At 72.5% G+C, this 17,936-nt stretch carries 16 protein-coding genes; 3 read left to right on the top strand and 13 right to left on the bottom strand.

Features of this window, described 5'->3' with window-relative positions:
• Positions 1–171: 171 nt before the first annotated feature.
• Both ACF1CT_RS26900 and ACF1CT_RS26895 read left to right on the top strand, forming a co-directional pair.
• Positions 172–585, top strand: a complete 414-nt coding sequence (locus ACF1CT_RS26900) for a hypothetical protein (protein ID WP_391786535.1) — start codon at positions 172–174, stop codon at positions 583–585.
• Positions 586–751: 166 nt separating this feature from the next.
• On the top strand, positions 752–1,462 hold the full coding sequence (locus tag ACF1CT_RS26895) for an NDP-sugar synthase (RefSeq protein WP_391786534.1): 711 nt from the start codon (positions 752–754) through the stop codon (positions 1,460–1,462).
• 156 nt (positions 1,463–1,618) lie between these two features.
• Here the strand turns inward: ACF1CT_RS26895 and ACF1CT_RS26890 are convergent, their stop codons facing one another.
• The 11 genes from ACF1CT_RS26890 to ACF1CT_RS26840 all read right to left on the bottom strand — a co-directional run bounded on the left by ACF1CT_RS26890 (position 1,619) and on the right by ACF1CT_RS26840 (position 14,421).
• On the bottom strand, positions 1,619–3,337 hold the full coding sequence (locus tag ACF1CT_RS26890) for a DoxX family membrane protein (RefSeq protein ID WP_391786533.1): 1,719 nt from the start codon (positions 3,335–3,337) through the stop codon (positions 1,619–1,621).
• 156 nt (positions 3,338–3,493) lie between these two features.
• Complete coding sequence (gene rlmB, locus ACF1CT_RS26885; protein ID WP_391786532.1) at positions 3,494–4,450, bottom strand: 23S rRNA (guanosine(2251)-2'-O)-methyltransferase RlmB; 957 nt, start codon at positions 4,448–4,450, stop codon at positions 3,494–3,496.
• An 82-nt stretch (positions 4,451–4,532) separates the two neighbouring features.
• A complete protein-coding gene (cysS, locus tag ACF1CT_RS26880) occupies positions 4,533–5,936 on the bottom strand; it encodes a cysteine--tRNA ligase (RefSeq protein ID WP_391786531.1) in 1,404 nt (467 codons plus the stop codon).
• Positions 5,937–6,029: 93 nt separating this feature from the next.
• Positions 6,030–6,434: a PPOX class F420-dependent oxidoreductase gene (locus tag ACF1CT_RS26875; RefSeq protein ID WP_391786530.1), complete on the bottom strand. Its 405-nt coding sequence runs from the start codon at positions 6,432–6,434 to the stop codon at positions 6,030–6,032.
• Positions 6,435–6,584: 150 nt separating this feature from the next.
• Entirely contained in the window at positions 6,585–7,988 is a 1,404-nt protein-coding gene (locus ACF1CT_RS26870) for an MDR family MFS transporter (protein ID WP_391786529.1), read from the bottom strand.
• Positions 7,985–9,706 carry an ABC transporter permease subunit gene (locus tag ACF1CT_RS26865; protein WP_391786528.1) on the bottom strand — a complete coding sequence of 574 codons (1,722 nt, stop codon included), beginning with the start codon at positions 9,704–9,706 and terminating at the stop codon, positions 7,985–7,987. The genes ACF1CT_RS26870 and ACF1CT_RS26865 overlap by 4 nt, the downstream gene beginning before the upstream one ends.
• 4 nt (positions 9,707–9,710) lie before the next feature.
• Entirely contained in the window at positions 9,711–11,225 is a 1,515-nt protein-coding gene (locus ACF1CT_RS26860; protein WP_391786527.1) for an ABC transporter substrate-binding protein, read from the bottom strand.
• 32 nt (positions 11,226–11,257) lie between these two features.
• Positions 11,258–11,869, bottom strand: a complete 612-nt coding sequence (locus ACF1CT_RS26855) for a GNAT family N-acetyltransferase (protein WP_391786526.1) — start codon at positions 11,867–11,869, stop codon at positions 11,258–11,260.
• 115 nt (positions 11,870–11,984) lie between these two features.
• Complete coding sequence (gene ispF, locus ACF1CT_RS26850) at positions 11,985–12,599, bottom strand: 2-C-methyl-D-erythritol 2,4-cyclodiphosphate synthase (protein WP_391786525.1); 615 nt, start codon at positions 12,597–12,599, stop codon at positions 11,985–11,987.
• Complete coding sequence (gene ispD / locus ACF1CT_RS26845) at positions 12,589–13,335, bottom strand: 2-C-methyl-D-erythritol 4-phosphate cytidylyltransferase (RefSeq protein WP_391786524.1); 747 nt, start codon at positions 13,333–13,335, stop codon at positions 12,589–12,591. Before ispD ends, ispF begins: the two co-directional genes overlap by 11 nt.
• A 603-nt stretch (positions 13,336–13,938) precedes the next feature.
• On the bottom strand, positions 13,939–14,421 hold the full coding sequence (locus ACF1CT_RS26840; protein WP_006380568.1) for a CarD family transcriptional regulator: 483 nt from the start codon (positions 14,419–14,421) through the stop codon (positions 13,939–13,941).
• A gap of 730 nt (positions 14,422–15,151) precedes the next feature.
• Between ACF1CT_RS26840 and ACF1CT_RS26835 the strand changes: the two genes are divergently transcribed.
• A complete protein-coding gene (locus ACF1CT_RS26835) occupies positions 15,152–15,811 on the top strand; it encodes a DUF461 domain-containing protein (protein WP_391786523.1) in 660 nt (219 codons plus the stop codon).
• Between the two features lie 120 nt (positions 15,812–15,931).
• On the opposite strand, the gene ACF1CT_RS26830 is transcribed toward ACF1CT_RS26835, so the two are convergent.
• Positions 15,932–16,612, bottom strand: coding sequence for a response regulator transcription factor (locus tag ACF1CT_RS26830; RefSeq protein WP_030977814.1), 681 nt, complete (start codon positions 16,610–16,612; stop codon positions 15,932–15,934).
• Positions 16,609–17,883 (bottom strand): sensor histidine kinase, encoded by a 1,275-nt coding sequence (locus ACF1CT_RS26825; RefSeq protein ID WP_391786522.1) that lies wholly within the window; start codon positions 17,881–17,883, stop codon positions 16,609–16,611. The genes ACF1CT_RS26830 and ACF1CT_RS26825 overlap by 4 nt, the downstream gene beginning before the upstream one ends.
• Positions 17,884–17,936 lie beyond the last annotated feature (53 nt).

Genomic DNA, 17,936 nt, shown 5'->3' with positions numbered 1-17,936 from the left:
CGCATGCCACGGGACCGGCTCCGGGTTTGAAGTCGTGGGGTGGTGTTTTCGCTTCCGTCCCGGGCGCACCACCGCTCGGCGTCAACGCGGAATTCGAAAAACACCCCAGAACCGTCCCCCTGAAGGGTGACAAGGTGTCGCCTCGTCATTACTGCCCGCTACGCTCGCTGCGTGACCCACACCGCTCGCCGCATCGGCCGATCCCTCGCCCTCGTACTGCCCGTCGTGATGGTCCTCTCCGGAACCCTCGCCGTCACCAGCGTGCCGTGGGCATCGCGCGACTCCGAGCCGCAGGTCCTGGCCGCGTCGGCCCAGGACGTCTCGAAGCGTGCCGAGACGCGCACTCCGCAGGACGTGCTCCGCGACCGTCTGCTCCTGGAGCTCCGGGAGAAGGACCCGGGCGTCGCGCTGACGGACCTCCAGCGCTCCGTCGAGGGCCGCCCCTCGCTCGCCCGGCACTGCATGTCGATCGCGAAGGCGCTGGGTCGTGCGGCGGTCGAGCACTACGGCCCGACGCGCGCCCACCGGTTCTCCCGCCCCGTCTGCGACACGTCGTTCGCCTCGGGCGTCGCACAGTTCAGCTGACCCGTCGGCCCGCACACCACCGGGCCGGACACCCCCGGCCCGCACGACACCGGCGCATACCATCGGCCCGCACACCACCGGCGCACACCACCGGGCCGCAGAGCACCGGGCCGGACACCACAAGCACCGAACACCACACCACCGGGCACCACCTATCGTGCCTGGTATGCATACGTATCCGACGCAGGCCGTGATCCTGGCAGGTGGCCAGGGATCGCGGCTGCGCCCGTACACCGATGACCGCCCCAAGCCGATGGTCGAAATCCCGGGAACCGGGACGCCGATCATCGGCCATCAGCTTTCCTGGCTGGCCGCCGAGGGCGTGACCGATGTCGTGGTGTCGTGCGGTCATCTGGCCGAGGTGCTTCAGGAGTGGCTCGACGCGGCGGTGCTGCCGCTGGACGTGACGACCGTCGTGGAGACCGAGCCCCTGGGCCGCGGCGGTGGGCTGAAGTACGCCGCCGCCCGGCTGCCCGATCCGGGCCAGCCCTGGTACGCCACCAACGGCGACATCTGGACCCGCTTCTCGCTCCGCGAGATGGCCGCCTTCCACGCGGAACGCGACGCGACCGCCACCCTGGCCCTGGCCCGCCCCCGCATCCCGTGGGGTGCGGTCGAGACGGACGCGTTCGGCCACATCACCGACTTCATCGAGGCGCCGCCGTCGCCGTACCTGATCAACGCCGGCGTCTATGTCTTCTCCCCGGCCTTCACCACCCTGCTGCCGGATCTCGGCGACCACGAACGTACGACGTTCCCGAAGCTCGCCCGTGAACGCAGGCTCGCCGGATACCCGCTTCCGCACGGGGCGTACTGGCGGGCCATCGACACGGCGAAGGACCTGACCGAGGCCGCCAAGGAACTCGACGGTCATTAGGAACCCGGCGGCCACCAGAACCCCGACGGGCATCGGAAACCCGACGGCCATCAGGAATCCGACGGTCGTCGGGCGGACAGCCCCGGACGCGCGTGGGGGCGGTCACCGGTCGTATTCCGGTGGCCGCCCCCACGCCGTGAGCGGCGGGCGGGTCGCTCAGCCGAGCAGCCCGCCGATCGGGTTCTGCCCGGCACCGGACGTATCACCGGGCGTCGAGTCGCCGTCGTCCGAGCCGCCGCCCGTGGGGCCCCCTCCGGTGCCCGTGGAACCCGAGGAACTCGGGCCGGAGCCGCTGGACGGGGGCTGCTGCGGGGTCGTCTGACGCGGAACCTGCTGGACGGTGCCCTGGGTCTCGCTGGGCTGCCCGGCACCGGCCGCCGACTGACCCGGCTCGCGCCCGGAGCCGGTGGGCGGCGTGGACGCCCCCGCGGTCGGGGAGGCGGCGGCGCCGCTGCTGGACGGCGACGGGCGGTGTCCCTCGGGGGTTCGGGAGGCCCCACCACTGCGGGACTCCTCCGGCAGCGGGGAACCGGGAAGCTGGTTCGTCGGGTTGGAGTTCGGCCCCGGCACGGTCACGACCCCGGACGAGCGCACCGCGCCGCCGAGCATCGAACCCACCAGCAGGGTCAGGCCGACGACCACGGTGGCGACGGCCGAACCCCGGCGCAGCACCCGGCGGCGGAGGTCCCAGATCGGGGAGCGCGGACCGAGCGTCCGCCACGCCTCGCCGGCCAGCCGCCCGTCGAGGGAGTACACGGGGGCGCCCGCGATGACCAGTGGACTCCAGGCGGCGAGGTAGATGATGTCGGGCGCGTCGTAGACGGCGACGCTGCGCCAGCTGACGGTGACGAGCAGGGCGGCGGAGAGCAGCGCCCCGACGAAGGCGGCGACGCGCTGCCACAGACCGAGGACGGTGAGCACACCGACGACGACCTGGAGGAAGGCGACGGTGAGCCCGGCGCCCACGGGGTGCGAGAGCGCGAATTCGCGCAGCGGCTCGGCCATCGCCCAGGGGTGCAGCGAGTTCAGCCACTTCACCATGGAGCCGCGCTCGCCGCCGTCGAAGTACAGCGGGTCGCACAGCTTGCCCATGCCGGCGTAGATGGAGATGAAGCCGAGAAAGACCCGCAGCGGCAGCAGCACCACGCCGAGGTTCATACGGCGCCCGGGGTAGTACGCGTGCCGCACGGCGTCGCCGCCCTGGCGCCGGTCCCTGGCCTCGGTGTCGTCGTGCGCGTTCTCCCCGTACGCGTCCCCGTACGCGTCCCCGCCCGCACCCCCGTACCCGGACACGTCGCGGTCGTACGGCCCGGGGTCGACCGGGTCGTAAGCGCCGACCGCCCGGCGCATCGGCGGCAGCAGGGGGCCGTCACCGTGGCGGCCCGGCCGCTGGGGCCCGGTGACCACGGGGTTGGGCTGGGTCTCCTCCAGGCACTCGATGAGCTGGGTCCCGACCGTGCCGGGGCCGCCGTCGAACTCGCGGCCGGACGAACCGGGGCGACCGGAGTCGCCGGGCCGGTCGGCGTAGCGTTCGAAGGAGGCGTCGAAGGCGTCGTACGCGGTGGCCTGTCGGCCCACGGTGGAGTCCCGCACGGCCTGGAGGAGTCCGGTGGCGCCGGGATCACCGGGAGCGGACCTGCCGCTCCACACGACGGGCGCGCGCCGGCCGCGGCCCACTCCGGCGGGGCGGCTCATGGCGGGGATCCTGGGCACGCCCGCGGGGGCCAGCCCGCGCAGCCGTGCGCGCTGGCCGGGCGCGAGCTGCACCCGGAAGCTGGCGTGGTTGACGATGACCTGCGCTGGGTCGCAGTCCACCTTGGTCATGCTCAGGGCGGGTAGTTCGTCGAACCGAGGCGTTCTGGTGTCCACACTCATCTAACCGAGTGACGAGTGGTTAGGACACTGCCTTGACGGGCCCGATGTGTCCGAGACCCGTCAACGGTGGCCGGGCCGGTCCGGCGGGGCCGGACGGCCCCGCCGAAAGAGCCTCAGCCTCCCGCCGAAAGAGTCCCGGCCCCCGCCGAAACCGCCTCAGGCCCGGCGCCGCGCGGCCTCGTAGAGCACGATCCCGGCCGCGACTCCGGCGTTCAGCGACTCGGCGCCGCCCGGCATCGTGATGCGGACCCGGTAGTCGCAGGTCTCGCCGACGAGCCTGCCCAGGCCCTTGCCCTCGCTGCCGATGACGACGACGACCGGGCCGCCGAGCGCCTCCAGGTCCTCGACGGTGTGCTCGCCGTCGGCGGCGAGCCCGACGACCGTGAGACCGGCCTTCTGGTAACCCTCCAGGGCACGGGTCAGGTTGGTCACCCGGGAGACCGGGGTACGGGCGGCGGTGCCCGCCGAGGACTTCCAGGCCCCCGCCGTCATCCCGGCCGCGCGCCGCTCCGGCACGACCACGCCGTGGCCGCCGAACGCCGAGACGGAACGGACGATGGCGCCCAGGTTGCGCGGGTCGGTGACACCGTCGAGTGCGACGATCAGCGGTTCCTCGCCGTTGTCGTACGCGGCGGCGGTCAGGTCCTCCGGGTGCGCGTACTCGTACGGCGGAACCTGGAGGACGAGGCCCTGGTGGTTCAGGCCGTTCGTCATCCGGTCCAGCTCGGCGCGCGGGGCCTCCATCAGGTTGATGTTGCCGCGCTCGCCGGCCAGCTGGAGCGCCTCGCGGACCCGCTCGTCGTTGTCGATGTACTGCTGGACGTACAGGGTCGTCGCGGGGACGCCGTCGCGCAGCGCCTCGTAGACCGGGTTGCGGCCGACGACCATCTCGGAGGTGCCCTTGGCGCCGCCGCGGCGCGGGGCGGGGCGGCGGCGGGCGGCCTGCTTGGCCTGGGCGTTGGCGATCCGGTTCTTCGCGTGCCCCTTGCGGGCGGAGGCGGGCGGTGTCGGGCCCTTGCCCTCCAGGCCACGGCGTCGCTGCCCACCGCTGCCGACCTGCGCGCCCTTCTTGTTGGACGTGCGGCGGTTCCTGCGCTGGCTGTTCCCGGCCATGACCTACCTGTTTCGTTGCTGCTCAGACATGCGTACGTATATGAAGTGTGCCGCCCGGGACGCCGGACGGCACACGGGCGGCCTACTGGCGCGGGCCGAGAGTCCAGCGCGGGCCGGACGGGCTGTCCTCGATGACCAGCCCGGACTGGCCGAGCTGATCGCGGATGGCGTCGGCGGCGGGCCAGTCCTTGCGGGCGCGGGCCGCCTCGCGCTGGTCCAGGACCAGGCGGACGAGCGTGTCCACGACCCCGTGCAGGTCCTCGCCCCGGTCGGCCTCGCCGGCCCAGTGCGGGGCCAGCGGGTCGAGCCCGAGGACACCGAGCATGGCCCGGACCTCCGCGAGCCTGGCGACGGCGGCCTCCTTGTCGTCGGCGGCCAGCGCGGAATTGCCCTGCCGGACCGTGGTGTGGACGATCGCGAGCGCCTGCGGGACGCCCAGGTCGTCGTCCATCGCCTCGGCGAAGGCCGGCGGCACCTCGTCGGCCGGGGCGACCTCGCCGCCCGCCTTCTCGATGACGCGCTGCACGAAGCCCTCGATCCGCGCGAAGGCGGACTCGGCCTCGCGCAGGGCCTCCTCGCTGTACTCGATCATCGACCGGTAGTGCGGAGTACCGAGGTAGTAGCGCAGCACGATCGGGCGCCACGCCTTGACCATCTCGCTGACCAGCACGGAGTTGCCCAGCGACTTCGACATCTTCTCGCCGGACATGGTGACCCAGCCGTTGTGCACCCAGTACTTCGCGAACTCGTCGCCGTACGCCTTGGCCTGGGCGATCTCGTTCTCGTGGTGCGGGAAGACCAGGTCGATGCCGCCGCCGTGGATGTCGAAGGCGGTACCGAGGTACTTGTGCGCCATCGCGGAGCACTCAAGGTGCCAGCCGGGCCTGCCGCGGCCCCAGGGGGTCTCCCAGCTCGGCTCGCCCGGCTTGGACGCCTTCCACATGGCGAAGTCGCGCTGGTCGCGCTTGCCGGTCTCGCCCTCGCCGGACGGCTGGCGCAGATCGTCCAGGTCCTGGTTGGAGAGCTCCAGATAGCCGGGGAAGGAACGCACGTCGAAGTAGACGTTGCCGTCGGCCGCGTAGGCGTGACCGCGTTCGATCAGACCGCGCATCATCTCGATCATCTCGGTGATGTGCCCGGTCGCGCGCGGTTCGTACGTGACCGGGAGGCAGCCCAGCGTGTCGTATCCGGCGTTGAACGCCCGCTCGTTCTCGTACCCGATGGACCACCACGGGCGTCCCTGCTCGGCCGACTTCGCGATGATCTTGTCGTCGATGTCGGTGACGTTCCGGATGAATGTGACGTCATAGCCGCGGTACTCGAACCAACGGCGCATGATGTCGAAGTTCAGCCCGGACCGGATGTGCCCGATGTGCGGGGCTGCCTGGACGGTCGCACCACAGAGGTAGATCGAGACACAACCCGCCGTGAGCGGGACGAAGTCACGGATCTGCCGGGCGCTGGTGTCGTACAGGCGAATAGTCACGCCACAAGGGTAGTGGGCGCGCACCAGTGCCCCGCGACCCCTCTGGGGATCGCGGGGACTACTTCGTGGGAAGCGGTGTGCGCCGGGGGTTCCTCAGATGCGTCCGACGACCTTGCGCGGGGTGATCCGGACGACGACGCGCTCGTCGTCGTCGGCCGCCGCCGCGTTGAACTCCGCGTACTTCTTGCCGGTGTACTTCACGGACAGCTCGTCGATCAGCTCCTGCCCGCCCTCGGTGCCGAGCGTGGCGCTGCCGCGGATCTCGGCGTAGGTGTACGGGGCGGCGAAGGGCTGCACGACGACGGAGACCCGCGGGTCACGACGCAGGTTGCGCTCCTTGCGGCGGCCGACGGTCGTGGAGATGAGGATGTCGTCGCCGTCGCGCTTCACCCACACCGGGGAGAGCTGCGGGCTGCCGTCCGGCTGAATGGTGGCGACGGTGACGAAGACCGGCGTGTCGAGAAGCGCCTTCAGTTCGTCGGAGAGTGCGGCGGTCATGGCGTTGCGTCCTCCGGATGGGGGTCGGTGGTGCTCCTGTGCGTATCCCAACCCACTCTCCCTCCTCCTGCTTCCCGCTGCGGCCCGTACGGAGGAACCGGTCCCCGTACCGGCCCGTACGGAGGAATCACTTCCCGCACCGGTCACCGGTCACCGGTCCGTACGGAGGAACTGCTTCCGGTCGCGGCCCGTACGGAGGAACGCGGCGAGAACGGCGCCCGTGAGCGGTACGGCGGCGAGGGCCGCCCAGCGGACCGGCGCGGGTGCGTCCAGCAGGGCCCCGGTGGCGGCGCTGCCGCCGAGTACGGCGACCCCGGAGACGGACGACATCGCTCCGGTGGCCAGGCCGAGGCGCCGGTCGTCGACCAGGTCCGGCACGAGGCCGCGCGCGGCCGGCACCAGCAGCATCTGCCCGGCGGTGAGCAGGACGACGAGCACGGCGCCGGGCAGCAGTCCGGCGGGGCCGCCGGGGGTGAGCGGCACGGCGGCGAAACCGGTGGCGACCACCGCCAGGCCGGTGACCAGCGCGGTGCGCGGGGTGATGCGGCGCGCGGACCAGCGGGTCAGCGGAAGCTGGGCACAGACCACCAGGAGCGAGGAGAGCGCGAAGAGCCAGCCGAGGGCGGCCTGCGAGCCGGTGGCCCGCTCCACCTCGTCGGGGAGGGACAGATAGAGCTGGTTGTACGCGATCAGGTAGCTGCTGTATGCGAGGCAGAGCACGAGGAAGGGGCCGTTGCCGAACACCTCGCACAGGGGCTCGCGCAGGGAGCGGCGGGACCGGTCGTCCGGACGGACGGCGGGGGCCCGGCGCGGCATCAGCCGGGCGTGTCCGGCGAGGACCCCGACGAAGACCAGCGCGCCCGCGAGGCACGCCGCCCGGAATCCGGCGTCGAGGAGCAGGAGCAGCGAGCCGAGCAGCGGGCCGATGAAGGCGCCGGCCTGCCCGGCGGCGGAGAACACGGCGAGCACCTGGGCGCGCGGGGTGCCGGTGTCCCGTTCGTGCCGGACCGCCTCGCGGGCGGTCTCGGACTCCACGGCCGGTGAGAACAGCGCGGCGGCGAATCCGATGAGTACGACGGCGGCGACGACGGTCACGGTGGAGTCGGCGAGGGCGAGCCAGCCGAAGCCCACGATCCGCAGGACGCACCCGGCGAGGACGACGGGGCGGGGACCGTACCGGTCGGTGAGGGCACCGCCGACGACGAACAGGCCCTGCTGGCTGAAGGTGCGCAGTCCGAGGACGAGGCCGACGAGCCAGCCGGCCATGCCGAGACCGGCGCCGAGGTGGGTGGCGAGGTAGGGCAGCACGGCGTAGAAGCCGATGTTGAAGGCGAACTGGGTGGCGGTGAGGAGGCGGAGGTAGGGGGTGGTTCCGGCCTTGCCGGCCGCACCGGGGGCGCCGGAGGTGCCGGGGGCGCCCCGTGTTGCTGTGGTTGGTGCGGTTTCCTTGGTTTCCTTGGCTGCCTTGGCTGCGGTGGTTGGTGCGGTTGCGGTGGTTGCTGTGGTCGGGGTGGTCGGGGTGGCTGCCTTGGCTGCTTCGGCTGGGGTGTTCACGCGGCGCCTCGCCGGGCACGGCCGCGTACCGCCGCCGCCGTGAGGACGGCCAGGGCACCGAGGGCGGCGAGCGCGGCGGCGGGGGCGAGGACGGCCCAGGGGGCCCGTTCCGCGTACGGCATGTTCTCCGACAGCATCCGGCCCCACTCCGGCGCCGGTGCCTGCGTGCCCAGGCCGAGGAAGCCGAGGGAGGCAAGGGCCAGCGCGACGGCGGGGACGCGCAGCACCGCGTGACGCAGCACCGGAGGGACCACGGCGGGCAGCAGGTGGCGGCGGGCCAGGTGCCACCGGCCGGCGCCCAGCGAGCGGGCCGCCGCGATGTGCGGGGCGGCCCGCTCCTGCGCGTACAGGGCCGCGGTGTGGGCGGCGAGCGGGGCCCAGGCGACGGCGGTGACGGCCGCGGCGGCGCCCCGGGGACCGGGCCCGACGGCGCCCGCGACGACGAGTCCGGTGAGGATCGCGGGCAGCGCGTTGGCGGTCTCGGTGACGGCCCCGGCCCGTAGCGTGCCGAGGACCAGGCCCAGGACCAGGGTGGCGGCGCCGACCGCGACCGCGGTGAGGACGGTGCGGGCCGCGCCGTGGCCGAGCCGGGCGAGGACGTCTCGGCCGAGGGAATCCGTGCCGAGGGGATGCGCGGCGGACGGTCCGGCGAGGCGGGCGGCGGCGTCGACGTGGAGCGGGTCGCGCAGCAGTCCGGCGACGGTCACCGCGACGAACAGGGCGGCCAGGACCACCGCGCCGAGGGCGAGGAGCCGTCGGGCGGGCAGGTTCGGCGGGACGAGTGCGGGAAGCGCCCCGTCGCGCAGGGCGGGCCCGAGCAGGGTACGGGTGGCCAGGCGGGCGGCGGCGCCCGCGACGACGCCGAGGAGCAGCAGGAGCAGGACACAGGCCTGGAGCACCGGGAGGTCCTGCGCGAGGGCCGCGCTCAGCGCCGTGCCGCCGAGCCCCGGGACGGCGAACAGCGTCTCGACGGCGACGGCGCCGCCGGTGAGGCCGACGACGATCAGGCCGAGTTGGGGCAGCAGTCCGGGCAGGGTACGGCGCAGGGCGTGCAGGGCCACGCGGTGTCCGGGCAGTCCGCCCGCGGCGGCGGCCCGCGCCCAGGGTTCGGCGAACGCGGCGGGCAGCGCGTCGTCCAGCAGCCGGCCGAGCAGGGCGCCCGCCGGGATGCCCATGGCGAGCGCGGGCAGTACCGCCTGGTCGGGGGTGCCCCAGCCGATCGCCGGGAGCGCGCCGAGTTGCACGGCGACGACGGTGGCGAGCACGGCGGCGAGGAGGAATTCCGGCAGCGCGGCGAGAACGGCGGCCACCGCCCCGGCCCGCGCGGTGACGATCCGGCGCCGTGCCCCGCGCCTCAGGGTGCCCGCGGCGAGCACGGCGGCGAGGAGCAGGGCGACGGCGAGCGAGGCGCCCATCAGGGTGAGGGAGACGCCGAGCGCGGCCGTGGCGTCGGGGGCGACGGGTTGCCCGGAGACCCAGGAGGTGCCGAGGTCGCCGCGGAACAGCCCGCCGAACCAACCGCCCAGGACGTGGAGGGGGCCGCCGTCGAGCCCGGTCTCGGCGCGGATCGCGTCGAGGGTCTCGGGGGTCGGCGGGCGGTCGGCGTACCGGGCGTGCAGGATCGTCAGCGCCGGGTCGGTGCGGGTCAGCCGGGGCAGCAGCCCGACGGCGACGACGGCCGCGAGCAGCGTGCCGAGCCGCCCGGCCAGGTACTTCACCCGGTCACCCGACGCGGGTGTCGGCGGTGATCAGGGTGCGTTCCATCGGGTCGAGCGCGACGCCCCGGACGCGGCTGTCGTCGTAGCCCTGGGTGAAGCGTTCGTGGAGCAGCGGAACGAGGGCGTCGGTGCCCAGCACACGGGCCTCGGCGGCCATCTCGGCGTGGTGCCGGGCGCCGGTGTCGGCGGTCCCGGCGGCCTTGGCGACGGCGGCGTCGACGTTCTTGTCGCAGAGCTGGGAGATGTTGAAGCTGCCGTCGCAGGTGAAGTCGGACGCGAGGTAGGAGACGGGGTCGGCGGTGTCCAGGATGGTGTTGCGGGCCTGGATGAACGCGTCGTACTTGCCCGCGAGCGCGTCGGCCTCCAGCTGGGCGTAGTCGCGCACGACCTGCTTGACGGTGAAACCGCGGGCGGTGAGCTGCTGCTGGACGACGGTGGCGACCTCGGGCAGTTCGGGCCGGTTGGTGTAGGTGGCGAGGACGATCTCCTTCGTCTTCGCCACCTGGTCCTCGCTCGCGGCCTTCGCCCGGTTCACGGGGGCGGTGCGGTCGGCGGCGGCCCAGGGCACGCCGGGGCCGAGCAGGCCCCGCGCGCTGTCGGCGCGGCCCTCGTAGACGCCCTTGACCAGGGCCTCGGAGTCGATGGCCTCGCGGGCGGCGGCACGCATCGCCGGGTCGGCGAAGACCCCGCGCGCGGTGTTGAGGGAGAGGCCGTTGGTGCGGGCGGAGGGGAATTCGTGGACGAGCCCGTCGCCCAGGACGGGTGCCTGCGAGATGGGGACGTACTCGGCGACGTCGACGGCCTTGGTGCGCAGGGCGTTGGCGCGGGCGGTGCCGTCGGCGACGAACTTCACGTCGACGCCGGGCGCCTTGGCCCTGGCACCCCAGTAGGCGTCGTTGCGCTCCAGGGTCGCGCTGACCGCGCCGCCGACCTTCGTCAGGGTGAACGGGCCGGTGGCGTGCCCGGCGGGGTTCACCTTGCCGCCCGCGTACGCGGCGGCGGAGAGGATCGTGAGGGAGGGGTTGGCGAGGCGCTGGGGCAGCAGCGGGTCGGGGGCGGCGGTGACGATCCGGACGGTCCGGGCGTCGGGGGCCGTGGCGGTGAGCCGGGTGTCGCTGAGGACCCGCGGCCTGGGCGACGCCGACTCGGCGGCGCCCAGCGAGCGCACGACGTCGGAGGCCGCCAGTCTGCCGCCGTCCTGGAACGTGGCGTCGCGCAGGGTGAACGTCCAGGTGCGGTCGTCGTCGCGCTTCCAGGAGGTGGCGAGCGCGGGCTCGGCGTCGCCGTTCCGGTCGAGCGCGGTGAGGCCCTCGATCACGGCGAGCCTGCTGAGGGTGACCGCGTCGTCCCCATACGGGGACATGGCCTGAGCGGGTGGGAACGCCATCGCGACCCGGAGCCGCTGCCCGTCCGCGGAGCCGTCGGAACCGCCCGAGGAACAGGCGGTGGCGAGCGGGACGAGGAGGGCTGTCGCGGAGAGTGCCAGCGGCAGCGCGGAGCGGCGACGGGATATGGGCATGACGGGAACCTTATATGAAAACGATTGTCGTTCTAGCGGGCGGGGGTGCCGTTCCGGCGTGCGGGGGCGGGCAGCGCGGGCAGCGGCAGCTCGAAGTGGACGATGCCCTGACCGCCGCCGGGCAGCGCGCGCTCGTCACACACCTCATGGGCCAGCGACCGCCAGAACGGCTCGGCGCCGGGCACGGCGGGATCGGTGTGCAGGTAGATCGCCTCGTACCCGCCGGCCCGCGCGACGAAGTCGCACAGCTCGCGCACGATCCGGCGGGCGAGGCCGTGCCTGCGGTGCCCCGGCGCCACGTAGATCCGGCAGAGCTGGGCGGTGGTGCCGGACGGGAAGCGGTCGGCGACCCACTGCGGATTGGGCGGCGCCTGGGGCCCCCGGTCGCGCACGGCCCCGGTGGCGACGATCGCCCCGTCGCATTCGACGACCAGCAGGGTGCACCGCCCGGGACGCAGGTAGGCGGCGTCGGGGTCGATGATGTCGGCGTGCCAGCGCGGCACGTAACCGGACCCGAAGTCCCGGTAGACGGTGTCGAGCATCACGGCCCGCGCCCCGTCGACGTCCTCGGGGGCGGCGGTGCGCAGGACGTACCCGTCCGCGTCGGCACCGCTCCGGGCCGGGACCACCGTCGTCGCGCTCATCTGCGAGCCTCACCACCCTCGTACGCCACATCGCTTGCCGTACCAGCGTACGTGCAAGCAATGTGCAACAAAGGGTGGACGGTGAGTACCACCAGGTCAGGGCCGTACGAGGAATTCAGCCGACGCGGTAGACCAATGCCGTCGCGATACCGGCGAGACCCTCGCCCCGCCCGGTGAAACCGAGCCCGTCGGACGTGGCGGCGGAGAGCGAGACGGGCGCCCCCACGGCCGCCGACAGCACCCGCTGCGCCTCGTCGCGCCGCTTGCCGACCTTCGGACGCACGCCGACGACCTGGACGGCGACGTTCCCGATCTCGAAGCCCTCGGCGCGTACGATCCGCGCGGCCTCGGTCAGCAGGGTCACCCCGGCGGCACCGGACCACTCCGGCCGCCCGGTCCCGAAGTGCTGCCCGAGGTCACCGAGGCCGGCCGCCGAGAACAGCGCGTTGCATGCGGCGTGCGCGACGACATCGGCGTCGGAGTGCCCCGCCAGGCCCGGCCCCTCGCCCTCCCAGAGCAGCCCAGCGCACCACAGTTCGCGGCCCTCCTCGAAGGCATGGATGTCGGTGCCGATCCCGACGAGCGGAATCACCGGACCGGTCCGCTCGCCGTCGGGCACCGAAACCGGCCGCTCGCCGCGAGCCGACGGACCGGTCCGCTCGTCGTGGGCCGACGGGCCGGTCCGCTCGTCGTGGGTCGTCCGCTCGGGAACCGTTTCCTCAGAAGCCATCGTTCGCCCTCCTGCGTGCGAGTACCGCCTCGGCCAGCACCAGGTCCAGCGGCCGGGTCACCTTGAACGCCTCCTCGTGCCCGGGGACGACCACGACGGGCTCCCCGAGCCGCTCCACCATTCCCGCGTCGTCCGTGGCGCCCTCGCCGCCCACGGCTACGGTGTCGTGCGCGCGCACGAGCGTGCCGCGGTCGAAGCCCTGCGGGGTCTGCACCGCGCGCAGCCGGGCCCGCTCGGGCGTGCCGAGGACCGGCTCCGGCTCCCCCGGCGCCCCGGGCTCGACCTCCTTGACCGTGTCGGCGAGCGGCAGCGCCGGCACGACGGCGGGCGCACCCCCGCGCACCGCCGCGATCACCGCGTCCACGGTGTCGACCGGCACCAGTGGGCGGGCCGCGTCGTGGACGAGGACGACGGAGACGTCGTCGGGCAGGACGTCGAGACCGAGGCGCACCGACTCCTGCCGGGTGTCGCCGCCGGGCACGACGACGTAGTCGGTGCGCTCGGGCAGCGCGTGCTCGTTCAGCAGGTTCTTCACCTCGGCGGCGCCGTCCGGCGGCGCCACGACGACGACCAGCGCGACGGAACGGGACGCCGCCATGGCCCGTACCGCGTGGACGAGCATCGGCGTCCCGCCCAGCGCGCGGAGCGCCTTGGGGGCGCCCGGGCCGAGCCGGACCCCGCGGCCGGCCGCGGGAATCACGGCGGCGGTGCGGTTCGGACGCGATTGATCAGACATCGATTGCACTCCGGAGCTTCGGCATGTTTGTTTCCACGACCGACGTGGGTATGGCCACAAGCGAGCCGGGCACGACACCTGGACTCGACCGGACCCTTTCCGTGACACCCGGTCGAGGCCGAACGACCCGTCCCGGCCGCTCGGATCGCCTGCGCAGGATCGCGAGCAAAGTATCGGGGGGATCGCCGCTGAAGCCAACGCACGGGTGAGACGGGCCACTGCCGTCGCGTTCCGGCCACGGCATGGCCACATTCGAATGGTGTCTTCGCGACCCCGATCCGTTCGAACGATGTCTGCCCGACCCCGATCCGGCGGCCGCACCGCCGCACACCCGCCGAACTGTCGCGTACCCGTCAAATCTACTGCGGCACGTCACCCGACATACCGGCTCCGGGAATGGCCGCCGACCGCATACCCGGTCATATCCGGCCGGACATGCGGCAGGGCGCACGGTCCGGCATGCAGTCCGGGCATGCGTTCTCGCGTGCGGTCGGTCATATCCGGCTGCCGATTTCGGACATGCCGCAGCGCCCGACCGACGTACCGTGAATACGGTTGTCAGCGGGCACCGCAGTACATTTCCCACGACCGGCGCGAGCCGGTTCAGGACGCGAGTACCTCGTCGAGCAGAGCCTCGGCCTTGTCCTCGTTCGTGTTCTCCGCGAGAGCGAGTTCGCTCACCAGAATCTGGCGGGCCTTCGCCAGCATGCGCTTCTCACCCGCGGAGAGTCCGCGCTCGCGCTCACGACGCCACAGGTCACGCACCACTTCGGCGACCTTGATGACATCGCCGGAGGCGAGCTTCTCCAGATTTGCCTTGTAGCGACGGGACCAGTTCGTCGGCTCCTCGGCGTACGGCGCACGCAGCACCTCGAAGACCCGGTCCAGCCCTTCCTGCCCGACTACGTCGCGCACACCCACGAACTCCGCATTGTCCGCCGGCACACGAACCGTCAAGTCGCCCTGGGCGACCTTGAGCACCAAGTAGGTCTTGTCCACGCCTTTGATCTGGCGAGTTTCGATAGCCTCGATCAGCGCGGCCCCGTGATGGGGATAGACCACGGTGTCGCCAACCTTGAACGTCATGTGACAGGTACCCCTTCCGTGGCTATCAAGGATAACACGAGAACAGCCTCTCCTGAATGGCGTTTTCGCAGGTCAGGGCATATCTCGGGGCTTGACAACAGCAACACGGACGTGCTGCGGGCGGTTGGCGCGGGGCGGTATTCGCAGGTCGGAGCGGCTGTGCGGGCGCGGTGAAACACGCACGTCACACGCCCCCGAACCCCTCTCCGAAGTGACCTAACGTCCCGTTTTGCCGGATTCTCGACGATAGACTTTCCTCACTCCGTTCGAGCATCGATCACCCGTACGGATGGCAAGTGCGGGTGATCAATGGAATTGATCGACTCCGGGTGACGCTCACTAATGCGCACGGAATACGCCACGCGATACACCGGGCGATACGTCACGCGCCATGAGGTACTCGATGAGGCTCTCCACGGCGCTCTCCATCACGCACTCGATGACGCACTCCATGAATTGATCACCGGCGATATGTGAACGGTGCGTGACGGCCGATTCCGAGTGCACCGGCGGAGAAACCGCCGTCCGGCCGCGGGCCACGAACGAGACCGTCGTGCGAGGCACCGCCCGGAAGAGCCTTCGGGAAGTGCGGCGGCGTGTAGGGGCGGGTCGGGTGCGGGGCGGGAAGGGCGGCTCGGTAGCCTAAGGCCGCTGACACATGCTTAGGGCGGCTTTACGTCGCCCGTTCCCCCCGTCCGCAGTCCGACACGTTCAAGGAGTTGCCGCCGCCGTGAGCCGCAGCCTTCGACACGGCGCCCTCGCCGCCACCGCCATCGTGTTCTCGATCGCCTCGCTCGCCGCGTGCGGTGCGGGCAATGACGCAGCGACGCTCCAGATCAAGCCGGACAGCGCCGCCACCACCTCGGGTGACATCAGCATCCAGAACGCCAACGTGATCACCCAGCCGGAGCGCGGCGCGGAGGGCCCCGCCGTCGTCTCCGCGACGCTCTTCAACAGCGGGACCAAGAAGCAGACCCTGGAGGCCGTCTCGCTGCCGGGCACGAGCGCCTCGGTGAAGCTGCACGCGGCCCAGGGCAACGGCCCCATCGAGGTTCCCGCGGGCGGCAGTGTGGTCCTCGGCGGCAAGGGCAACGCCTCCGCCGTGATCGAGGACGGCCGCGAGGCCGCCCAGAACGGCAACGTGCAGAACGTCGTCTTCAAGTTCAGCACCACCGGCGAGATCCCGCTCGGCGTGTTCGTCGTGCCGTCGACCAGCTACTTCACCGGCTTCGGCCCGAGCTCGCTGCCGGTGGCGCCGTCGAAGCCCGCGTCGCCGTCGGCCACCGCCACCGGTTCGGGGGCCCCGGGCGAGTCCGGCTCCGAGAGCGGTACGGAGAACGGCGCGAACGACTCGGGCGACGAGGGGTCCGGCGTCCCGTCGGAGGACTGACGCCGCCGCGCGCGGGCCGGACGGCACGGGACCGCCCGGGCTCCGCGCGTACGACGTACGACGGCGGAGGGCGCCCTCCCTCTCGGGGGGCGCCCTCCGCCGTCGCGTACCCGGTCCGGCCTACGGCTCGAACTTGTATCCCAGGCCCCGCACCGTCACCAGGAAGCGCGGTGCCCCCGGGTCGGGCTCGATCTTGGCCCGCAGGCGCTTGACGTGCACATCCAGGGTCTTGGTGTCGCCCACGTAGTCGGCGCCCCAGACCCGGTCGATGAGCTGCATGCGGGTCAGGACCCGGCCCGCGTTGCGCAGCAGCATCTCCAGCAGGTCGAACTCCTTGAGCGGGAGATCGACCTTGCCGCCGGAGACCGTGACGACGTGGCGGTCCACGTCCATCCGGACCGGGCCCGCCTCCAGAGCGGCCGGCGTGACCTCCTCCGGCTCGCCGCGGCGACGCAGCACCGCGCGGATACGGGCCACGAGCTCCCGCGAGGAGAACGGCTTGGTGACGTAGTCGTCGGCTCCTATTTCCAGGCCGACGACCTTGTCGATCTCGCTGTCCTTGGCCGTGACCATGATCACGGGGACGTTGGACCTGCTGCGCAGCTGACGACAGACCTCGGTGCCGGGCAGGCCCGGCAGCATCAGGTCGAGCAGGACGAGATCGGCGCCGTTGCGCTCGAACTCGTCAAGGCCGTCCGGTCCCGTGGCCGCGATGGCGACTTCGAAACCCTCCTTGCGGAGCATGTAGGACAGGGCGTCGCTGAAGGACTCCTCGTCCTCGACGACGAGCACTCGGGTCACGGAAGGACCTCCGGGGCAGGGAATGGTTCAAGGGTGTCGGGATGAACGGGCCCGTGGGGGCCCTCGTCGCCATTGACGATGAGCGGTCCGCCCGAGCTGCGGTCCCGTTCCCGTACGGCAACCGCCTCGGGCAGCCGCAGGGTGAAGGTGGAGCCCTGGCCCTCCGAGCTCCAGACCGTGACCTCCCCGCCGTGCGAGGCGGCCACGTGCTTGACGATGGCGAGGCCGAGGCCGGTGCCACCGGTGGCCCGTGAGCGGGCCGGGTCGACGCGGTAGAAGCGTTCGAAGACCCGCTCGCGGTCCTTCTCCGAGATGCCGATGCCCTGGTCGGTCACCGCTATCTCGATCTGGTCCCCGCCGGGTACGGACACGCGCCGGGCGGCGATGCCCACTCGGGTACGGGCGGGGCTGTAGTTGACGGCGTTCTCGACGAGGTTGCCGAGTGCCGCGGCGAGCTGGCCGCGGTTGCCCCAGATGCGGAGCTCCGCGGTGCCGCCCGCCGCCATGGTGATCTGCTTCGACCCGGCCTGCTGACGGCAGCGATCGATGGCCTCGGCCACCAGCTCGTCCACCCGCACCGGCTCGGCGTCCTCCAGCGGGTCGTCGTTCTGCACCCGGGAGAGGTCGATGATCTCCTGCACGAGGTTGGTCAGCCGGGTCGCCTCGATCTGCATCCGCCCCGCGAACCGCTCCACCGCCTCCGGATCGTCGGCGGCGTCCATCACGGCCTCGGACAGCAGCGAGAGCGCACCGACCGGGGTCTTGAGCTCGTGGCTGACGTTGGCGACGAAGTCGCGCCGTACCGCTTCTATGCGGCGGGCCTCGGTGAGGTCCTCCACGAGCAGCAGCACCAGCCGGGAGCCCAGCGGGGCGACCCGGGCGGAGACCGCCAGGGCCTCGCCGCGACCGGTGCCGCGACGGGGGAGGTCCAGTTCGACCTGCCGTATCTCACCGTCACGGCGGGTGTCCCTGGCCATGTTCAGCATCGCGTCGACGGCCAGCCGCCCTCCCCTCACCAGCCCCAGCGCGTACGCGGCGGAGCTCGCCTTGACCACACTGTCGCTCTCGTCGAGCACGACCGCGGAGGAGCTGAGCACGGACAGCACCGTGTCCACGCCGGGGGGAAGGGCCGCGTTGCCGTCGGGCCGCAGGGAGGTGCGCGTCGGTTTCTTCTGGTCGCGCTCGCTCCAGCGGAACGCGAGCATGGCGATCACGCCGGTACACGCACCGCCGATCGCCGCAGCTGCGGCGACTGCCGCGTTCACGTCCATACGTCAAGGTTATGCGGGTCCGGGAGGACTCTCCCAGCCATCCGAGTGCCTAT

Source organism: Streptomyces sp. NPDC014734, from assembly GCF_043083325.1.
In the GTDB taxonomy this organism is placed as follows: domain Bacteria; phylum Actinomycetota; class Actinomycetes; order Streptomycetales; family Streptomycetaceae; genus Streptomyces.
Note: the sequence above shows the minus strand (reverse complement) of the source record. Positions and strands in the feature narration are given on the sequence as shown.